This window comes from Microbacterium sp. MMO-113, assembly GCF_037148555.1.
In the GTDB taxonomy this organism is placed as follows: Bacteria; Actinomycetota; Actinomycetes; order Actinomycetales; family Microbacteriaceae; genus Microbacterium.
The window spans coordinates 295,407-314,041 of record NZ_JBBCTD010000002.1; the positions used below are offsets into that span (position 1 = coordinate 295,407).

Genomic DNA, 18,635 nt, shown 5'->3' on the forward strand with positions numbered 1-18,635 from the left:
GGGTGCCGGCCCTATGCTCACGAGGTGGGAATCAGACGGATGCGGATCGGGACGGGGACGGGGATCGTCGCCGGGCTCGTGGTGGTCGCGCTCGGGTGCGTGCTCACCGGGTTCCTGCCGCGGACGGACGCCGGTGCGCTCGGGGAACGGATCGCGCCCGTGCTGGGGTTCGTCGTCGCGATCACGATCGTCGCCGAGCTCGCCCGCGATGCAGCGGTGTTCGACGTCGTCTCCCAGCGCCTCGCGCGCTGGGGTCGAGGCCGCGTGGTGGTGCTGTGGGCGCTGGTGGTCGTGCTCGCGGTGGTGAGCACCGTGTTCCTCTCGCTCGACACGACCGCCGTGATCGTCACCCCGGTGGTGGTCGTGCTGGCGCAGAGCATCGGCGTCTCCCCGCTGCCGTTCGCCCTGGCCACCGTCTGGCTCGCCAACACCGCGTCCCTCGCGCTGCCGGTCTCGAACCTCACGAACCTGCTTGCCGCGCCCGCGATGGGGGAAGGCCCAGGGGCGTTCATCGCGCTGAGCTGGGCGCCCACGCTCGTGGGGATTCTGGTGCCCGTCGCGATCCTCACCGTCCTGCATCGACGCACGGTCTTCGGCGCATACGAGACGCCCGAGCCCCGACGCCCCGCCGACCCGACGCTGTTCTGGAGCGCCACCGGCGTCCTCGTCGTGCTGATGCCGCTGCTCGCGCTGACCCCCGACGTGTGGATCCCGGCGACGGTCGCAGCACTCGCGTTGATCGTGCTGTTCGCCGTCCGTCGCCGCCACGCCCTGCGGCTCTCGCTCGTCCCGTGGCAGGCGCTCGCGCTCGCCGCGTCGCTGTTCGTGCTGGTCGAGACCGCGCACGCGCAGGGGCTGCTCGACTTCCTGACGTCCCCGACCGCGAACGGCGACTCTCTCGGCGACCTGTTCCGGCTCGCGGCGCTCGGGGCCGTGAGCGCGAACGCGATCAACAACCTCCCGGCCTACCTCGTGCTCGAACCCGCGGCAGGGGACCCGGTCGCCCTGATGGCCCTGCTGATCGGCGTGAACCTCGGTCCGCTCATCACACCGTGGGCCTCGCTCGCGACACTCCTCTGGCACCATCGCGTGACGGCGCTCGGGGTCGAGATCCGCTGGGGTCGCTTCGCGCTCTGGGGGGCCGTCGCCGCGGTGCCCACCGTCGTCCTCGCCACGCTCGTCCTCTGACCCCGTTTCGAATCGCTTACTTTGCGGCAAATCCGGCCGCGATGGAGCAAAGTGGGCGATTCGAACGGGGGTCAGACGCGACGCATCTCGGCGGCCAGGGCGGGGTGGACGGCGTCGAACCGGGCGACCCGAAGCCGCAGGCCCACCGTGCCCTTCGCCGCCCGCCGGGTGCCGGGCTCGTCCTCCGCGAGGCTCCGCCCGTGCGGCCGCACACCCTCGAAGTGGTCGGTGAGCCGGGTCAGCATGGCGTCGTTCTCCTCCGCGGTGACGATCTCGGGGGTGCCGGAGAGGGGCGCGCTGACGTGGTTCCACGTCGGCACGAGGTCCCCCTGGCTCACGAGCACGATGTCGTCCTCGTCCTCGTCGAGCAGCGCCGGGTAGTGCGAGGCAACGAGGCCGGCGGAGACCGGTGAGACGAACGCCGCCCGCGGGTGGGCGCGGATGAGGCGCTTCACCTCGTCGGGGTCGGTCATGAGGTAGCGGGGGGTGTGACGCACGGCGCCTCCTGTCGGGTGGGGGTGGGGGTGGGACGAGAGCTGCGGGTGCGGACGGCGAGCCCGGCGCACACGACGACGGCGAGGCCCCCGAGCACCGTGGCGATGCCGACGTCCTCATGGAAGAGGAAGGAGGCCCAGGTGATGCCCATGACGGGCTGCACGAGCTGGATCTGACTCACCTGCGCCATCGGGCCGATGGCGAGGCCGCGGTACCAGGCGAAGAATCCGAGGAACATGCTGACCGCGGCCAGGTAGGCGAACGCGAGCCACGCGGTGGGGCTGGCGACGGGCGGGGCGGCGACCCCGGCGACCACGGCCACCGCGAGCATCACGGGGGCAGCGAGGACCAGTGCCCACGAGATCGTCTGCCAGGCGCCGAGTTCGCGGGCGAGCAGGCCACCCTCCGCGTAGCCGACGGCCGCGGCGATCACGGCGCCGAACAGCTGGAGGTCGGCGGGGCGGAGGGCGCCGGGCGTGCCGTTCTGCACCGTCGCGAAGACGAGGGCCGCCGCGGACCCGAGAAGCGCGAACACCCAGAACGAGGCGGACGGGCGCTCGCGGGTGCGCAGCACGACGGCCACGGCGGTCGCGGCGGGGAGGAGACCGATCACGACCGCCCCGTGACTCGCCGGCGTCGTGGTCATCGCGAACGAGGTCAGCAGCGGGAAGCCCGCGACCACACCGAGCGCGACGATCGCGAGTCGTGCCCACTGGACCGGGCTCGGCGGCTGTTGACGCGTGACGAGGAGGACGACCGCGGCGAGCACGGCGGCGACGACCGCACGGGCGGAGCCGATGAACAGCGGCGAGAGTCCGCCGCCGAGCGCGATCCGCGTGAACGGGAGCGTGAACGAGAAGGCGACGACGCCCAGCAGTCCCCACCCGGGACCGGCAGCGCGGGATAGCAGTGTTCCGTTCGGACGGATAACGCTACTGTGTTCTTTCATGAGTCAGGATAGCACCGCGCGCATCGTGGCCGGCCTCCGAGCCTGGATCGCCACCGCCGCACCCGGCGCCCGCCTCCCCTCCAACCGGGCGCTCACGGCCGAGTACGCCGCGAGCCCCGTGACCGTGCAGAAGGCCGTGCAGCAGCTCGTCCGCCTCGGGCTCGTGGACGCGCGACCCGGCGTCGGCACCTTCGTCCGCGCCGCGCGCACCGTCCTACCGGCGGACTACGGCTGGCAGTCCGGAGCGCTGGGGGCAGCCGCCGTACGCCTGGACGGCCTCTCCTCGGCGCAGCGCCCGACCTCGCCGGACGCGATCGGGCTGCACTCCGGCTATCCGGCTCCGGATCTCCTCCCCGAGCGGCTGGTGCGCCAGGCCCTCGTGCGCGCCTCCCGGACCGCGTCCGCCCTCACCCGCTCGCCCGCAGCCGGCGAGCCCGGGCTGCAGGAGTGGTTCGCGGCGGAGCTGGCCGCGGCGGCCCCGGCGGGGATCACGGTGCCGACCGCCCGCGACGCCGTCGTCATCTCCGGGAGCCAGAGCGGGCTGAGCTCGATCTTCCGGGCGGTCGTCGGCGTCGGCCGGCCGCTGCTCATCGAGTCGCCGACCTACTGGGGGGCGCTGCTGGCGGCAGAGCAGGCGGGGGTCGTGCTCGTTCCCGTCCCTTCGGGGCCGCATGGACCGGACCCGGATGCGGTCGACAGGGCGCTCGCCGAGACCGGGGCCCGGGCGTTCTACGCGCAGCCCACGTTCGCGAACCCCACCGGCGCGCAGTGGCCGGCGGCGACCGGGGAGGCCGTGCTCGACGCGGTGCGTCGCCACGGCGCCTTCCTCATCGAGGACGACTGGGCGCACGACCTCGGCATCGACGCCGACCCCCGCCCCGTGGCCGCCTCCGACCACGACGGCCATGTGGTGTACCTGCGCTCACTGACGAAGAGCGTGTCGCCGTCCCTGCGGGTGGCGGCGGTGATCGCGCGCGGCCCCGCCAGGGATCGCATCCTCGCCGATCGTGCGGCGGAGTCGATGTACGTCAGCGGCCTCCTCCAGGCCGCGGCCCTCGACGTGGTGACGCAGCCGGCGTGGCGCACACACCTCCGCGGCTTCCGGGAGCAGTTGCGCTCGCGGCGCGACCTGCTGCTGTCGTGCCTGGCCGCGCAGGCGCCCACCGCGCTGGTGGAGGCCGTGCCGGTCGGCGGGCTGAACCTCTGGCTGCGTCTGCCCGACGGCACCGACGCCGCAGCCGTCGTCCGGGAGTGCGCGGCCCGCGGCCTCGTCATCGCGCCGGGGAGCGAGTGGTTCCCCGCGGAGCCGTCCGGTTCCTACGTGCGGCTCAACTACGCGAGCGCCGACCCGTCCCGTTTCCCCGAGGCCGCGACGATCCTCGGTGCGGTCCTCTCCGGAAGCTGAGCGCCGCCGTCAGGACTCGGACGGCGGCCCGGCGGGGCGGTGCGCCCGGCGCCCGGCCACCACGACGGGCCGTCCCGCCCGCTCCTGACCGGGCAGCGGACGCGAGCGCCGGCCGTAGATGAGCTCGGACGAATCGAGCAGCCACGGCACCAGGGTGATCGACACCCCGTGCACGAGCATGAGCTGGTTCGCGAGGCGGCGGGCGCGCCGGTTGTGCAGGAAGTTCTCCCACCAGTGCCCCACGATGTACTGCGGCAGGTAGACCGTGACGACGGAGGAGCCGTGCTTCTCGCGGTACTGCCGGATGAACTGCGTCACGGGCTGCGCGAACGAGCGGTACGGCGACTCGACGATCACGAGCGGCACCGGCACGAGGTGGTCCGCCCACTCCTGCTGCAGGCGGGCGGCATCGTCCTGCGACACGGCCACGTGCACGGCGAGGGTCTTGTCGTGCTTGGCGGCGATGGCATAGTCGATGGCCTTCATGACCGGCTTCTGCAGATGGTTCACGAGGACGATGGCGACGTCGCCGGAGGCGCCGAAGCGGGTGGTGTCGTCGATGGCGATCTCGTGCTCGACGTCCCGGTAGTACCGCTTGACGCCGATCATGAGGAACGCGAGCACCGGGATGGCGAAGAACACGAGGTAGGCGCCGTGCGTGAACTTCGTGATCGTCACGATGACCAGCACGAGCACGGTCAGCGTCGCCCCGGCGGAGTTGATGAGCAGCCCCACGCGCGCGGAACGCCGGTCCGCGGCGCCGTCGCCGTCCGGTGGAACGGGCGCGCGCAGCGCCCGCCGCCAGTGCCGCACCATGCCGATCTGGCCGAGGGAGAAGGAGACGAAGACGCCGATGATGTAGAGCTGGATCAGCGTCGTCAGCCGGGCCTGGAACACCACGAGCACGGCGATCGCGGCGATCCCGAGGAGGATCATGCCGTTGGAGAACACGAGCCGGTCGCCGCGGGTGTTCAGCGACTTCGGGGCGTAGCCGTCGCGGGCGAGCACGGCGCCGAGCAGGGGAAACCCGTTGAAGGCGGTGTTCGCCGCGAGGAGCAGCACGCAGGCCGTGGCCGCCTGCACGATGAAGAACGGGATGCTGCCGCCGCCGAACGTCGCCGCGGCGATCTGCGCCATGAGGCTCGGCTGCGGGGTCGTGCAGTCGAAGCCGATGAGGTCGCAGGGGTTCTCGGCGTAGTGCACGCCGGCGATGAGGGCGAGCGCGGTGAGTCCGGAGAACAGGCAGATCGCGATGGTCCCCATGAGCACGAGGGTCGACTGGGCGTTGCGCACCTTCGGGGCCCGGAACGCGGGGACGCCGTTCGACACGGCCTCGACCCCGGTCAGCGCGGAGCAGCCGCTGGAGAACGCCCGGAGGATGAGCAGCAGCACGGCCGCCTGGCTGAGGCTCTCGGCCTGCACGGCGAACTCCGCGCTGGACGCGATCGGGGCGTCGCCGAGTGCCGTACGGAGGAGCCCGGTGACGATCATGATGCCGACCGAGCCGATGAACACGTAGGTGGGGATGGCGAACACGAGCGACGCCTCCCGAACCCCGCGGAGGTTCACGATGATGATGAGCACGACGAAGCCGACCGCGAGCTCCACGCGGAGCGGGTCGAGCGCCGGCACTGCCGAGATGATGTTGTCCACTCCGGACGCGACCGACACGGCCACCGTGAGCACGTAGTCGACGAGGAGGGCCGCGGCCACGATCACCCCGGGGATCTCGCCGAGGTTCTTCGACGCGACCTCGTAGTCGCCGCCGCCGGAGGGGTACGCCTTGATGAGCTGCCGGTAGCTGAGCACCACCACGAGCAGCAGCACGACGACCGCTGCTGCGACGAGCGGGGTGAACGACAGGAAGGTGAGGCCGCCGATGAGCAGGATCATCACGAGCTCTTGCGGGGCGTAGGCCACCGAGCTCAGCGCGTCCGAGGCGAAGATCGGCAGCGCCATGCGCTTGGGGAGGAGCTGCTCGTCCACCTGGGCGCTCGTCAGCGGGTCGCCGAGCAGGATGCGCTTGGCGCGCGGCGGCGCGTCCGGAGTCGGCCTCGTTTGTTCTGACACGTCCGGCGACACTACGCCGACCGGGGACGCCCTCACGCGATCCTCACGGAATCCCTACGGCCCGGTGGCGCTCCCTCACGGAATCCTCACGGCCTGCCGGTAACCTTGCGTCAGTGGGGGATCAGGTGGTTCTGGGGGTCATCGCCGTGGCGATCGGCCTGGCCGCGGGCGTCGTCCTCTTCGTGCCCTTCGTCGCGATCAGCTACCGCCGTCGCGGACGCCTCTCGCTCGGCCGCACGCTGCTCTGGCTCGCGGCGCTCGTCTACTTCTGGGCCATCTGGACGTACACGCTGCTCCCGCTGCCCGACCCGGACGCCATCCGCTGCGTGGGGGCGATCACCGACCCGATGTCCGTGGTGCGCGACGTGCAGAAGGCGTTCGCGGCGCCGGGCAACCCGCTGCGCCAGCCGGCCCTGCTCCAGCTCGTGTTCAACGTGCTGCTGTTCGTCCCGCTCGGGGCGTTCCTCCGCGTGCTGGGCGGACGCGGCCTCCCGACCGCGCTCCTCGCCGGCTTCGGGCTCTCGCTGCTCGTGGAGACCACGCAGCTCACCGGCGTCTGGGGTCTGTACCCGTGCGCCTACCGCTTCTTCGACGTGGGCGACCTGATGACGAACACGACCGGAGCCGTGCTCGGTTCGGTGCTCGCTCTCGTGGTGCCCCGGTCGCTGCGCGGCTTGCAGGCGCGGGCGGATGCCGATGAGCCGCGCCCGGTCACCCGGGGTCGCCGCGCGCTGGCGATGCTGTGCGACGGGCTCGCGAACGGCTTCGTCGTGCTCGCCGGGGGCGTCGGGGTGCAGCTCTGGCTCGAGTACGTCGTGCAGGACCGTCAGGCCGTTCTCGACGGCACCCTCGCCGGCACGGTGAGCACGGCGGCCGCCTGTGCGCTGTGGCTCGTGGTCATCCTGGTCACCGGCCGCTCGGTGGGAGACCTCGCCGTGCAGTTGCGCTACACCGGGTCGCGACTGCCGGCCGCGCTCGCCCGGCTGCTGCGCTGGGCGGGCGGCATCGGCGGACTCACGGCTCTCGGGATGCTCGGCGGGGTGTTCGACGCGCTCTCCTCGGTGCTGATCCTCGTCGCGATCGTGCTGCTGTTCACCACCCGCCAGGGGCGCGGCCTCCCCGGTCTGCTCTCCGGCCAGCACCTCGAGGACGCCCGCGTCACTGCGAAGAGGTGAGCCCCATTATGTACATAAGAGGTATTCTGTACGCATGAACACTCTCAGCCGCAGCGTGCCGTCGAAGGACCTGCGCGATCAGCTCGCCGACGTTCTCGGTGGTGTCGCGTACGGGGCGGAGCGGGTGGGGGTGACGCGTCACGGCAAGCTCACCGCGGTCGTGATCGGCGTCGACGACCTGGAGCTCCTGGAAGAGCTCGAGGCTGCGCGGGATGCGGCGGAGTTCGGAGCGGCGAAGGCGGCAGACGACGGGGGTCGAGTCTCGCTCGGTGACCTCCGTGCGGAACTCCCGTGACGCGGTACCGCGTCGAGTTCACCACCGCAGCGGCGAAGGAGGTCCGCAAGCTGGATCCTCAGCTCCGTCGGCGCATCCTCGCCGGGATCTCCGACCTCGAAAGGGATCCTCGTCCGCACGGCGTCCGCAAGCTCGCCGGGTTCGACAACGCCTGGCGCGTGCGGATCGGCGACTACCGTGTGCTCTACGAGGTCGAGGACGAGCGGGTGCTCGTCACCGTGGTCCGCGTCGCCCACCGCCGGGACGTCTACGACCTCTGACGGCATTCCGAATCCACAGGGGTTTCCGATCACGGATCGATAACGTCGTCCCCATGAGCGTGATCCCCGTCGACGAGCACCTGATCTCCGAGGCGAAGGAGCTCCGCGACCAGCTGCAGCGCTTCCTCCGCGAGTACGAGTTCGGGATGCGCGAGGTGGAGACGAAGATCTCGATCCTCCGCGACGAGTTCACCCACGACCACGCGTACAACCCCATCGAGCACGTGAAGAGCCGGCTGAAGTCGCCGGACAGCATCGTCGAGAAGATCGCCAGGAAGGGTATCGACGACCCGGACTTCGACCGCATCCGTGCCGAGATCACCGACATCGCCGGAGTGCGGGTGACCTGCAGCTTCGTCGCCGACGTCTACCGGCTGTTCGATCTGCTGACCGCGCAGGACGACGTGACCGTCCGCACGGTGAAGGACTACATCGCGAACCCGAAGCCGAACGGGTACAAGAGCCTGCACGCCATCATCGAGGTCCCCGTCTTCCTCTCGACGGGCGCGCTGTCCGTGCCGGTCGAGGTGCAGTTCCGGACCATCGCGATGGACTTCTGGGCGAGCCTGGAGCACAAGATCTACTACAAGTTCTCCAACCAGGTGCCGGCGCACCTCGTCGACAGCCTCAGCGATGCCGCCGACGCCGCCGCCGAGCTCGACACCCGCATGGAGCGGCTGCACCGCGAGGCCCATGGCGTGCCGCAGCGGCAGCTCGCGCCGCCGCCTCCGCCCGCGCCGGGGATCGTCGAGGTCTGAGCAGCCCGACCCGGCTCAGGCGAGGAACTCGCGGGCGGCCGCGGACATCGCCGTGACGCCGACCTCGATCGTCGGATGGATCTCCGGCGCGAAGAACGGCGAGTGGTTCGTGGGGATGTCCTTCTCCACGGTCCCCGCCGCGACGGCCTCGGCGAACCGGGCGGGGTCGACGCCGCCCCAGAACCAGAACACGAGCGGCACCTCGGCGTCGCGGGCGAACCAGGAGACGTCCTCGCTGCCGGTGAACATGCCGGGGTCGACGACGGCTGACTCCCCGAGCGCCCGACGCAGCGCCGACGAGACCCGCGCCGTCGCCTCCTCGTCGTTGATCGTGGCGGGGAGCGTGTGCTGCGTGTGGATCTCCGGCTCGCGCTCCGCCCCCGACGCCATCGCCTCGGCGCGCACGATCCGCTCGACGCTCGCCAGCACCTTCTCCCGCACGTCCTCGTTCGGGTAGCGGAGGCTGAGCTCCAGCTTCGCCTCGGCCGGGATGATGTTGTTCTTGAGTCCGGCGTGGATCGAGCCGACCGTCACCACGGCCACCCCCTGCGGGTCGATCTCGCGCGAGGTGATCGTCTGCAGGCGCATCACGGTCGCAGCCGCCATCACGACCGGGTCGATCGTGGCGTGCGGGCGGGAGCCGTGCCCGCCGCGGCCGTGCAGGGTGACGGTGAGACCGTCCGACGCGGCCATCTGGGTGCCGCTGCGCACGCCGATGATCCCGGCGGGGAGCGGGGTGACGTGCTGACCGAGCACCACGTCGGGCTTCGGGTAGCGGGCGAGCAGGCCGTCGTCGAGCATGGCCCTGGCGCCGGCGCCGTACTCCTCGGCAGGCTGGATGAGCACGACGAGGGTGCCCGACCATGCGGAGCGCTCGGCGACGAGCTTCTCGACCGCGCCGATCATCGCGGTGACGTGCATGTCGTGGCCGCACGCGTGCATGACGGGAACAGTCGTGCCTGCGGGGTCGACGCCTCTCGCGGTGCTCGCATAGGCGAGGCCCGTCTGCTCCTCGACCGGGAGCGCGTCCATGTCGGCGCGCACCCACACGACCGGACCCTCGCCGTTGCGGAGAACCCCGACCACGCCGGTCACCCCGACGCCTTCTTCGACCTCGAGGCCCAGGTCGCGCAGGTGCTGGGCGGCGATGCCGGCGGTGCGCGTCTCCTGGAACGAGAGCTCGGGGTGCTGATGCAGGTCGATGTAGAGCGCTTCGAGGTCGATCGTCATGGCCAGAGCCTAGCCGGGTGTGCGCCGAGACCCCGGCGTTCCGCCGAGACCCCGGCTTCGCCGCGCCGGGAGCGCGGGGTCTCGACGGGAACGCGGGGTCTCGGCAGGGTCAGTGCACGTAGGACTCCAGGGCCGGTCCCGGACGCAGCACGGCGTTCACGATCGCCTGGATCGCGAACTCGCTCGTCTCGCCGAGTCCGATCACCTCGGGATGCAGGAGCCACTGGAGCTGCAGGCCGTCCATCACGGCGAGGATGGCGGCCGAGGCGGCGGCGACGGTCGCGGGTTCGGTCACGCCCTCCTGGGCGCAGAGCTCTCCGAACGCCGCCGCGACCTCCCGTCGCAGGGTCGTGTAGCGCTCCTCGAAGTACTCGCGGCCGGGGTGGTCGTCGGTGACCGACTCGGAGGAGAGGACCGTGTAGGCCTGCACGATGCCCGGCCGCCTCTCGTTGGCGAACGCCGTGCGGACGAGGTGGAGGAACAGCTCCGGCCCGTCGGGGATGTGCTTCTCGGCGAGGTCGGCCACGTCGGCCTGGTCGCGGTAGGCGAGCACCTCGAGGAGGAGCTTCTGCTTCGACCCGAAGTGGTGCAGCACGCCCGCGTGCGTGATGCCGACCTGCTCGGCGACATCGGCGAGCGTGCCGTTCGTGGAGCCCTTGTTGCCGAAGATCTCGACCGCCGCCTTGAGGATCTGCTCGCGCTTCTCCCGCGTCGCCGGGCGCACCCGTACCGTGTGCACGTCGTCCGTCATGAGCCCACCTCCCGTCGTCCCGCTCTGCTTGCCAACCAACTTACTCCTCGGTAACCTCTCCACAGCTTACTTTCTCGACAGTAAGCAAAGCGGCGGCCGGTGGCGATCCCTCGGCCGCGACGCCGCACAAGGACCCGTGCCCAAGGAGAAGCAATGAAGCTCACGAAAACCCTGATCGCCGCCAGCGCGGTCGCCGTCCTCGGCGTCTCGGCGCTCGCCGGATGCTCGGCTGGCGGTGGATCCGGCGACGGCGACGGCGCCGGCTCCGCGTCCCTCACCATCGCGAAGCCGGACGGCGCGATCAGCACCGAGTCGAACAACCCGTTCGTCGGCGACTCCGCCGCGTCGAAGTACGGCTACGCCAAGGTCGTGTTCGAGACCCTGGCCCTGGTGAACCAGACGGGAGACCGCGGTACCACGCCATGGCTCGCCGAGAGCCTCGAGTGGAACGACGACTACACGCAGCTCACCGTCGTCCCCCGCGCCGACGTCACCTGGAGCGACGGCGAGCCGTTCACGGCCGACGACATCGTCTTCTCCTTCGAGACCGCCTCGATCCCCGCCCTCGACACCGCCGGCCTCAAGTTCGAGGGTGCCGAGGTCGACGGCGACAAGGTCGTGCTGAGCTTCGGCGACTCCAAGTACGTCAACCAGGCACGCGTGCTGCACGTGCCGATCGTCCCGAAGCACATCTGGGAGAACTTCGACGACCCGGCCACCGACCCCGTCACGGGCGACGACCTCGTCGGCACCGGCCCGTACGCGATGGCGAACTGGTCGACCGAGTCGGTCACGCTCGACGCACGCGACGACTACTGGGGTGGCGACCTCGCCGTGCCGGAGCTGCACTACGTCTCGTACGGCGACAACACCGCCCTCACCACGGCCCTCGCGAACGGCGACGCCGACTGGGCGCAGGCGTTCATCCCGCAGATCGAGGAGCAGTTCCTCTCGGCCGACCCCGAGCACAACAAGTTCCTCGCCTCCCCGACCACCGGTTCCGCCACGCTGTTCATGAACCTGCAGCAGAAGCCGTTTGACGACCCCGCCTTCCGTCAGGCGCTCGCCTGGGTGATCGACCGCGACGCCTACGTCGACATCGCGCGCGAGGGTGCCAGCGAGGCCGTCTGGTCGGTCACGGGCCTGTCGTCGATCCTCGAAGACGAGATCCAGCCCGAGTTCCAGGGCGTCGATTACAAGGTCGACGCCGAGAAGGCGCGTGACCTGCTGGAGACCGCCGGGTACACCTGGAAGGACGACGCCCTGATCGACCCCGACGGCACGCCCGTCTCGTTCACGCTCTCCGTCCCGTCCGGCTGGAGCGACTGGAACACCGCGCAGGAGCTCATCGCCGAGGACGTGAAGGACGGCATCGGTGCCGAGGTCAAGATCGACATGCCCGACTGGGGCGGCTGGGCCGACCCCCGCGACAACGGCACGTTCTCCGCGATCATCCACTGGCTGGAGGACAGCGGCACGGCGTACGGCCTGTACACCTCGACCATGGACCCGCGCTGGATCTCACCCGAGGGCAAGGCCGGCTTCAACTTCGGCCGCTTCGACGACCCGGAGGCGACCGCCGCGCTGAACACCTACGCCAACGCCTCGTCCGACGAGGAGCGCACAACCGCCATCGACACGCTGCAGACGATCTTCTCGGAGCAGGTGCCGGCCATCCCGCTGGGCGCCCACCCGCTGCTGGGTGAGTTCAACACGCGCAACTACGTTGGCTGGCCGTCGGAGACCGACACCTACGCGTCCGCCGACCCGACGCAGCCGAACATCGTGCAGATCCTCACGAAGCTGAAGCCCGCCGAGTAAGCACCACCCGAAGGGGAGCCCGGTCCGGTCACGCGGCTCGGGCTCCCCACCAGGTCGACGAAGGACACCCCATGCCAGACCCTCTGCTCACCGTGCGCGACTTCTCCGTCGTGTACGACGTCGATCCGCCCGTCGAGGCGGTGAAGAACGTGACCCTCGAACTGCAGCGCGGCGAGATCCTCGGCCTCGCCGGGGAGAGCGGATGCGGCAAGACCACGCTCGCCTACGGGGTGCAGCGCCTGCTGCGCGCGCCGGCCGTCATCACCGGCGGCAGCGTGACGTTCCACGATGCGACCGGCATCGACATCGACATCAACGCGCTCGACGTCGACGCGATGCAGCGGTTCCGCTGGGACAAGGTGTCGATGGTGTTCCAGGGCGCGATGAACGCCCTCAACCCCGTGGCGACGATCGGGTCGCAGCTGGAGGACGTATTCGAGATCCACCGCCCCGACATGAACCGCAGGCAGCGGCGGGCCGAGGCTGAGGAGCTGCTCGAGATCGTCAAGGTCGGCCGTCAGCGGGTGCGCTCCTTCCCGCATGAGCTCTCCGGCGGCATGCGTCAGCGCGTCATGATCGCCATGGCCCTGGCGCTCCGTCCGCAGCTGATGGTCATGGACGAGCCGACGACTGCGCTCGACGTGCTGGTGCAGCGGGAGATCCTCACGCAGATCTCCCACCTGCGGCACGAGTTCGGCTTCTCGGTGATCTTCATCACCCACGACCTGCCGCTCCTGCTGGAGATCAGCGACCGGATCGCGATCATGCGCGAAGGCGAGATCATCGAGCTCGACACGGCAGAGCGCATCTGGACGCAGCCGGAGCACGAGTACACGAAGACGCTGCTGTCGTCGTTCCCCCGGCTCACCGGGGAGAGAGGGGTGCTGGTGCGATGACCACCCTCGAGTTCCGCCACGTCACGAAGGCGTACAACGTCCGAGGCGCAGGGCAGATCAAGGCCCTCGACGATGTGAGCTTCACTCTGACGTCCGGCCAGACGATCGGCCTGGTCGGACAGTCCGGCAGCGGCAAGTCCACGATCGCGAAGATCCTCACCCAGCTCGAGACCCCGACCAGCGGTGAGGTGCTGCTCGACGGCACGCCGATCCCGCGCCGCGGTAAGGGCCTGCGACGGTATCGCCAGCAGCTGCGGATGGTGTTCCAGGACCCGTTCGCCTCGCTCAACCCGTACCACTCGATCCGCTACCACCTGGAGCGTCCGATCCGTCTCGACGACGTGGTGCCCAAGAAGGACACCGAGAACGAGGTGCGTCGGCTCCTCGACCGGGTGCGCCTCGATGCGGACGCGGTGATCGACCGCCGCCCCCACGAGCTGTCGGGCGGTCAGCGACAGCGTGTGGCCATCGCCCGTGCCCTGGCCTCGCGGCCGTCGCTCCTCGTCGCCGACGAGCCGGTGTCGATGCTCGACGTCTCCATCCGGCTCGGCGTGCTGAACCTGCTCGCCGACCTGCAGCGCGAGGAGGGGCTCGGCGTGCTCTACATCACGCACGACCTGGCCACGGCCCGTCATTTCAGCGACGAGATCATGGTCCTCAACCAGGGGCGCGTGGTCGAGTACGGCACCGCCGACGATGTGATCCTCAACCCGCAGGACCCCTACACCCGCGAGCTGCGCGCGGCTTCCCCCGATCCGGAGAAGCACTTCGCCGCAGCGGCATCGAACGGAGGCGCGCAGTGAGCTCCGCTCTCCCCCAGCTCGACGACAACGACCTCGTCGCCCGCGATGCCCTCGAGGTCGGCACCACGGCGACCAGGGCAGAGCGCACCAGGCGACCGGTGCCGTGGCGCTTCTTCGCCGGTCGCGCGGCGTTCTACCTGTTCACGCTGTGGGCGGCGATCACGATCAACTTCTTCCTGCCCCGCCTCATGAAGGGCGACGCGGTCAGCTCGTACCTCGCGCGCAACCGCACCGTGAGCCCCGAGGCGGCGGAGGCCCTGCGCGTGCTGCTCGGCATCGACACCGACAAGTCCATCTGGCAGCAGTACCTCGAGTACTGGGGAATGCTGCTGCGCGGCGACCTCGGCATCTCGACCCTGCACGGTCTGCGGCCGGTCGCCGAGGTGCTCGCCGCCGCCCTGCCCTGGACGCTCGGACTGGTCGGCATCGCGACCGTCATCTCGTTCGCGATCGGCACGCTGCTCGGAGCCGTCGTGGGGTGGAAGCGCGGCAGCAAGCTCGACGCGATCATCCCGGTGACGACGTTCTTCAACACGATCCCGTACTTCTGGCTGGGACTCATCGCCATCGCGATCTTCTCCTCGACCCTGAAGTGGTTCCCCTCGTCGCACGCCTACGACAAGGGACAGTCGCCGGAATGGAGCCTCGACTTCATCGGCCAGGTGATCATGCACGGCACGCTCCCTGCGCTGACCATCGTGGTCGCCTCACTCGGCGGGTGGGTGCTCGGCATGCGCAACATGATGCTGACGGTGCTGGACGACGACTACATCACGGTCGCGCAGGCGAAGGGCATGCCCAACAAGCGGGTGCTCTGGGGCTACGCCGCCCGCAACGCGGTGCTGCCGCAGATCCAGAGCTTCGCGCTGTCGATCGGCTTCATCGTCGGCGGCACGATCGTGATGGAGATGGTCTTCAGCTATCCGGGTGTCGGCAAGCTGCTGCTCGATGCGACCAACGCCAAGGACTTCGCCCTCATGCAGGGCGTGTTCCTCGTGATCACGTTGTCGGTGCTAGTGGCCAACATCCTCGCCGATGTCGTCTACGCCTACCTCGACCCGCGCACGCGCCAGATGGAGTCCTGACATGACCGTTCCCACCACCGCAGCGAACACGGCGCCGGACGGATCGGCCGTCGTGTCCGGCATGCCCGAGACCGCCACGCTGCGCACCCCGCCGGCGGGAACGCCACCGCGCAAGACCTTCTGGTCGCAGCTCGCGCAGGCGTTCGCGATGTTCCGCAACCCCAAGTCGATCGCCGGGCTCCTCATCCTCGGGGCGTTCGTGCTCATCGCGATCTTCGCCCCGTGGATCGCCCCGTACGGACCGACCCAGAAGGACCGCACGGCACTGCGTCAGCCACCCTCCTGGGAGCACTGGCTGGGCACGACGCACATGGGCGAAGACGTCCTGAGCCAGATCATCTACGGCACCCGCGGGGTGATCGTCGTCGGCTTCCTCGCGGCGTTCATCGCCACGATCATCGCGATCACGATCGGTGTGATCGCGGGTTACGTGCGCGGCTGGAAGAGCGAGTCGCTCTCGGCGCTGACCAACGTGTTCCTGGTGATCCCCGGCATCCCGCTCATCATCATCATCGCCTCGCAGTTCGAGAACCCGCCGCTGATCGTGATCGCCGCGGTGCTCGGGATAACGGGATGGGCGTGGGGCGCCCGCGTGCTCCGCGCGCAGACCATGTCGCTGCGCAACCGCGACTTCATCCAGGCCGCGCGGGCGAACGGCGAGCCGCTGCGCCGCATCATCACGGTCGAGATGCTCCCGAACCTCATGGCGCTCATCGCGTCGAGCTTCGTCGGCACCGTGACCGCGGCCATCCTCGGTCTCACGACCCTGGCCTTCATCGGCGTGATCCCCGTCAGCAACCTGAACTGGGGGACCATCCTGTTCTGGGCGCAGCAGAACGGCGCCTTCCCGCGGCTGTGGTGGTGGTACGTGCCCGCCGGGCTGTGCATCGCGATCATCGGCGTCGCGCTCTCGCTCATCAATTTCGGCATCGACGAGTACGTCAACCCGCGACTGCGCTCGGCGGGCGAGCGGGCCAGGGCGATGAAGAAGAAGGGGCTGAACGTGAACGACGCCGTCACGGCCGTCCGCAGCGTGCCCCTGCCGACGAAGGCCCCCGATCCCGTATCGTCGGCGACTTCGCCGGGCGCTTCCGAGACGACCGACTCCTCGAACACCGCGACACCGCACACGAACCAGAACACGAAGTGATGACCTCTCAGACTCTGACCACGCAGCTCCCCTACCAGGACCCCGCTCTCTCGATCCCCGAACGCGTGGCCGACCTCCTCGACCGGATGACGGTGGAGGAGAAGGTCGGGCAGATGCTCCAGCTCGACGCCCGCGACGACATCGACGACCACGTGCTCCGGCGGCACGCGGGGTCGATCCTGCACGCCTCGGACGAGCGTCTGCGGCGGGCCGCCGCCCTGGTCGCGCAGACCCGACTCGGCATCCCGCTGCTCGTGGGCGAGGACTGCATCCACGGCCACTCGTTCTGGCCCGGAGGCACGATCTACCCCACGCAGCTCGGCATGGCAGCCTCCTGGGATCCGGCACTCGTCGAGCGCGTGGCGCGGGCGACGGCCGAGGAGGTCGCCGTGACCGGCATCCACTGGACGTTCTCACCGGTGCTGTGCATCGCCCGCGACCTGCGCTGGGGGCGGGTCGGGGAGACGTTCGGGGAGGACCCGTTCCTGATCGGCGAGCTGGCCTCGGCCATGGTGCGGGGCTATCAGGGTGACGGGCTCGACGACCCCACGGCCATCCTCGCCACAGCCAAGCACTTCGCCGGCTACTCGGAGACGCAGGGCGGACGCGACGCCAGCGAGGCCGACATCTCCCCGCGCAAGCTGCGCTCCTGGTTCCTGCCGCCGTTCGAGCGGGTCGCCCGCGAGGGCTGCCGGACGTTCATGCTCGGGTATCAGACGACCGACGGGGTGCCGATCACGCTGAACGAGTGGCTGCTCAGCGACGTGCTCCGCGGCGAGTGGGGCTACACCGGCACCCTCATCACCGACTGGGACAACGTGGGCCGGATGGTGTGGGAGCAGCGGGTGCAGCCCGACCTCACCCATGCCGCGGCCGCGGCCGTGCGCGCCGGGAACGACATGGTGATGACCACGCCGGGGTTCTTCGAGGGGGCGCTGGACGCGGTCGCTCGGGGACTCCTGCCGGAGGACGCGTTCGACGACGCGGTCTCCCGCATCCTCACGCTCAAGTTCGAGCTCGGGCTCTTCGAGGACCCGCGGCTGCCCCGCGACGACGTGTCCGCCGTGGTCGGCAGCGCCGCGCACGCAGACCTCAACCTCGAGATCACCCGCCGTTCGCTCGTGCTCCTCGAGAACGACGGACTGCTGCCGCTGGACGCCGCGGCACCGCTGCGGGTGGCGGTGACCGGGCCCCTCGCGGACGACGCTCAGACGCAGCTCGGTGACTGGGCCGGCGGCTCGGGCCAGGCGGGCTGGCTCGACGGACAGCCCCGCGAGATGATCACGACCGTGCTCGACGGCCTCCGTGCAGTGGACGCGTGGACGGTCACGCATGCACGCGGCGCCGACATCCTCACGCTCGCCGACGACCCCCGCGGCACGCACTTCCCGGACAACCAGCCGCGTCCTCGCGTGGTGCAGCCGTGCCCGCCGGATCCTGCGCTGATCGCGGAGGCGGTGGCCGCCGCCGAGGCCGCGGACGTCGTGGTCGCGGTGGTCGGCGATCGTATCGAGCTCGTGGGTGAGGGGCGGTCCACGGCCACGCTGGAGCTCATCGGCGGCCAGAACGCCCTGCTCGACGCGCTCATCGAGACCGGGAAGCCCGTCGTCGTGGTGCTGCTGGCGTCCAAGCCCCTCGTGCTCCCGCCCTCGGTGCAGCGGGCGGCGGCGGTGGTCTGGGCGGCCAGTCCCGGCATGCAGGGCGGGCGGGCGCTCGCCGACATCGTCACGGGTGCCGTGGAGCCCTCGGGCCGGCTGCCGATCTCGTTCGCACGGCACGTCGGGCAGCAGCCCACCTACTACAACCAGATCCGCGGTCAGCACGGCGACCGCTACGCCGACCTCACCCAGGCGCCCGCGTGGGCCTTCGGCGAGGGCCGGTCGTACACGACCGTGGCGTACGCGGAGCTGGAGCTGGAGCAGACGGAGCTGCTCCTCGGCGACACCGTGGTGGGGCACGTGACCGTGACGAACACGGGGGACCGGCCCGTCCGCGAGACCGTGCAGGCCTACGTGCGGGACGAGGTGACGAGCGTGAGCTGGACCGACCGCGAGCTCAAGGCCTTCCGGCAGGTCGACCTCGCGCCGGGGGAGAGTGCGCGCGTGCGGATCGAGCTCCCCGTCGCGGACTGCACGATCGTGACCGCCGCCGGCGTCCGGACCGTGGAGCCCGGTGCCTTCACGCTCCTCGTCGGCCCCAGCTCCCGCGAGGATCACCTCCTTTCCGCCCCCTTCGAGATCTCCCCGTCCTGATTCCTGACCCCTGATTCCCCGAGACCCCGCTTTCCCGCCGAGACCCCGTCGT

17 protein-coding genes are annotated in these 18,635 nt (G+C 70.4%); 12 read left to right on the forward strand and 5 right to left on the reverse strand.

The features are described 5' to 3' along the window. Positions 1-39: 39 nt before the first annotated feature. Positions 40-1,188, forward strand: a complete 1,149-nt coding sequence (locus WFJ36_RS08295) for an SLC13 family permease (protein WP_071327838.1) — start codon at positions 40-42, stop codon at positions 1,186-1,188. 71 nt (positions 1,189-1,259) lie between these two features. Here WFJ36_RS08295 and WFJ36_RS08300 read toward each other — a convergent pair whose 3' ends face one another. Both WFJ36_RS08300 and WFJ36_RS08305 read right to left on the reverse strand, forming a co-directional pair. Continuing rightward, positions 1,260-1,685 carry an FMN-binding negative transcriptional regulator gene (locus WFJ36_RS08300; protein WP_292790337.1) on the reverse strand — a complete coding sequence of 142 codons (426 nt, stop codon included), beginning with the start codon at positions 1,683-1,685 and terminating at the stop codon, positions 1,260-1,262. Further along, entirely contained in the window at positions 1,658-2,632 is a 975-nt protein-coding gene (locus WFJ36_RS08305; protein WP_292790339.1) for a DMT family transporter, read from the reverse strand. The genes WFJ36_RS08300 and WFJ36_RS08305 overlap by 28 nt, the downstream gene beginning before the upstream one ends. Between WFJ36_RS08305 and WFJ36_RS08310 the strand changes: the two genes are divergently transcribed. Further along, complete coding sequence (locus WFJ36_RS08310; RefSeq protein WP_292790342.1) at positions 2,631-4,037, forward strand: aminotransferase-like domain-containing protein; 1,407 nt, start codon at positions 2,631-2,633, stop codon at positions 4,035-4,037. The genes WFJ36_RS08305 and WFJ36_RS08310 overlap by 2 nt on opposite strands. A gap of 9 nt (positions 4,038-4,046) precedes the next feature. Here WFJ36_RS08310 and WFJ36_RS08315 read toward each other — a convergent pair whose 3' ends face one another. After that, positions 4,047-5,996, reverse strand: coding sequence for an APC family permease (locus WFJ36_RS08315; RefSeq protein ID WP_396654736.1), 1,950 nt, complete (start codon positions 5,994-5,996; stop codon positions 4,047-4,049). 224 nt (positions 5,997-6,220) lie between these two features. Between WFJ36_RS08315 and WFJ36_RS08320 the strand changes: the two genes are divergently transcribed. From WFJ36_RS08320 to WFJ36_RS08335, 4 genes are read left to right on the forward strand one after another with little or no spacing between them, the layout of a single operon-like run. After that, positions 6,221-7,282 carry a VanZ family protein gene (locus WFJ36_RS08320; protein ID WP_292790345.1) on the forward strand — a complete coding sequence of 354 codons (1,062 nt, stop codon included), beginning with the start codon at positions 6,221-6,223 and terminating at the stop codon, positions 7,280-7,282. A gap of 34 nt (positions 7,283-7,316) precedes the next feature. Continuing rightward, positions 7,317-7,577 (forward strand): type II toxin-antitoxin system prevent-host-death family antitoxin, encoded by a 261-nt coding sequence (locus WFJ36_RS08325; RefSeq protein ID WP_071327833.1) that lies wholly within the window; start codon positions 7,317-7,319, stop codon positions 7,575-7,577. After that, positions 7,574-7,837, forward strand: a complete 264-nt coding sequence (locus tag WFJ36_RS08330; RefSeq protein ID WP_071327832.1) for a type II toxin-antitoxin system RelE family toxin — start codon at positions 7,574-7,576, stop codon at positions 7,835-7,837. The genes WFJ36_RS08325 and WFJ36_RS08330 overlap by 4 nt, the downstream gene beginning before the upstream one ends. Before the next feature lie 53 nt (positions 7,838-7,890). Beyond that, positions 7,891-8,595, forward strand: a complete 705-nt coding sequence (locus WFJ36_RS08335; protein ID WP_025104005.1) for a GTP pyrophosphokinase — start codon at positions 7,891-7,893, stop codon at positions 8,593-8,595. A gap of 15 nt (positions 8,596-8,610) precedes the next feature. Here WFJ36_RS08335 and WFJ36_RS08340 read toward each other — a convergent pair whose 3' ends face one another. Both WFJ36_RS08340 and WFJ36_RS08345 read right to left on the reverse strand, forming a co-directional pair. Continuing rightward, entirely contained in the window at positions 8,611-9,825 is a 1,215-nt protein-coding gene (locus WFJ36_RS08340) for an amidohydrolase (RefSeq protein ID WP_071327831.1), read from the reverse strand. 109 nt (positions 9,826-9,934) lie between these two features. Next, the gene (locus tag WFJ36_RS08345) at positions 9,935-10,576 is read right to left on the reverse strand and encodes a TetR/AcrR family transcriptional regulator (protein ID WP_292790354.1); all 642 of its coding nucleotides are present in this window, start codon (positions 10,574-10,576) and stop codon (positions 9,935-9,937) included. Positions 10,577-10,729: 153 nt separating this feature from the next. Between WFJ36_RS08345 and WFJ36_RS08350 the strand changes: the two genes are divergently transcribed. The 6 genes from WFJ36_RS08350 to WFJ36_RS08375 all read left to right on the forward strand — a co-directional run bounded on the left by WFJ36_RS08350 (position 10,730) and on the right by WFJ36_RS08375 (position 18,583). Then, entirely contained in the window at positions 10,730-12,397 is a 1,668-nt protein-coding gene (locus tag WFJ36_RS08350; RefSeq protein WP_336643110.1) for an ABC transporter substrate-binding protein, read from the forward strand. A 71-nt stretch (positions 12,398-12,468) separates the two neighbouring features. Then, entirely contained in the window at positions 12,469-13,293 is an 825-nt protein-coding gene (locus WFJ36_RS08355) for an ABC transporter ATP-binding protein (protein ID WP_292790356.1), read from the forward strand. Beyond that, positions 13,290-14,096, forward strand: a complete 807-nt coding sequence (locus tag WFJ36_RS08360) for an ABC transporter ATP-binding protein (protein ID WP_071327827.1) — start codon at positions 13,290-13,292, stop codon at positions 14,094-14,096. Before WFJ36_RS08355 ends, WFJ36_RS08360 begins: the two co-directional genes overlap by 4 nt. Then, positions 14,093-15,181 (forward strand): ABC transporter permease, encoded by a 1,089-nt coding sequence (locus WFJ36_RS08365; protein ID WP_071327826.1) that lies wholly within the window; start codon positions 14,093-14,095, stop codon positions 15,179-15,181. The genes WFJ36_RS08360 and WFJ36_RS08365 overlap by 4 nt, the downstream gene beginning before the upstream one ends. A 1-nt stretch (position 15,182) precedes the next feature. Further along, positions 15,183-16,331, forward strand: coding sequence for an ABC transporter permease (locus WFJ36_RS08370; RefSeq protein WP_071327825.1), 1,149 nt, complete (start codon positions 15,183-15,185; stop codon positions 16,329-16,331). Next, complete coding sequence (locus WFJ36_RS08375) at positions 16,331-18,583, forward strand: glycoside hydrolase family 3 N-terminal domain-containing protein (protein ID WP_336643111.1); 2,253 nt, start codon at positions 16,331-16,333, stop codon at positions 18,581-18,583. Before WFJ36_RS08370 ends, WFJ36_RS08375 begins: the two co-directional genes overlap by 1 nt. The last annotated feature ends 52 nt before the right edge of the window (positions 18,584-18,635 follow it).

Coding starts and splice junctions, on each gene's coding strand:
- WFJ36_RS08295 (WP_071327838.1), top strand. CDS start 40: ATGCGGATCGGGACGGGGACGGGGATCGTCGCCGGGCTCGTGGTGGTC.
- WFJ36_RS08310 (WP_292790342.1), top strand. CDS start 2,631: ATGAGTCAGGATAGCACCGCGCGCATCGTGGCCGGCCTCCGAGCCTGG.
- WFJ36_RS08305 (WP_292790339.1), bottom strand. CDS start 2,632: ATGAAAGAACACAGTAGCGTTATCCGTCCGAACGGAACACTGCTATCC.
- WFJ36_RS08315 (WP_396654736.1), bottom strand. CDS start 5,996: ATGGCGCTGCCGATCTTCGCCTCGGACGCGCTGAGCTCGGTGGCCTAC.
- WFJ36_RS08325 (WP_071327833.1), top strand. CDS start 7,317: ATGAACACTCTCAGCCGCAGCGTGCCGTCGAAGGACCTGCGCGATCAG.
- WFJ36_RS08335 (WP_025104005.1), top strand. CDS start 7,891: ATGAGCGTGATCCCCGTCGACGAGCACCTGATCTCCGAGGCGAAGGAG.
- WFJ36_RS08340 (WP_071327831.1), bottom strand. CDS start 9,825: ATGACGATCGACCTCGAAGCGCTCTACATCGACCTGCATCAGCACCCC.
- WFJ36_RS08345 (WP_292790354.1), bottom strand. CDS start 10,576: ATGACGGACGACGTGCACACGGTACGGGTGCGCCCGGCGACGCGGGAG.
- WFJ36_RS08350 (WP_336643110.1), top strand. CDS start 10,730: ATGAAGCTCACGAAAACCCTGATCGCCGCCAGCGCGGTCGCCGTCCTC.
- WFJ36_RS08355 (WP_292790356.1), top strand. CDS start 12,469: ATGCCAGACCCTCTGCTCACCGTGCGCGACTTCTCCGTCGTGTACGAC.
- WFJ36_RS08360 (WP_071327827.1), top strand. CDS start 13,290: ATGACCACCCTCGAGTTCCGCCACGTCACGAAGGCGTACAACGTCCGA.
- WFJ36_RS08370 (WP_071327825.1), top strand. CDS start 15,183: ATGACCGTTCCCACCACCGCAGCGAACACGGCGCCGGACGGATCGGCC.
- WFJ36_RS08375 (WP_336643111.1), top strand. CDS start 16,331: ATGACCTCTCAGACTCTGACCACGCAGCTCCCCTACCAGGACCCCGCT.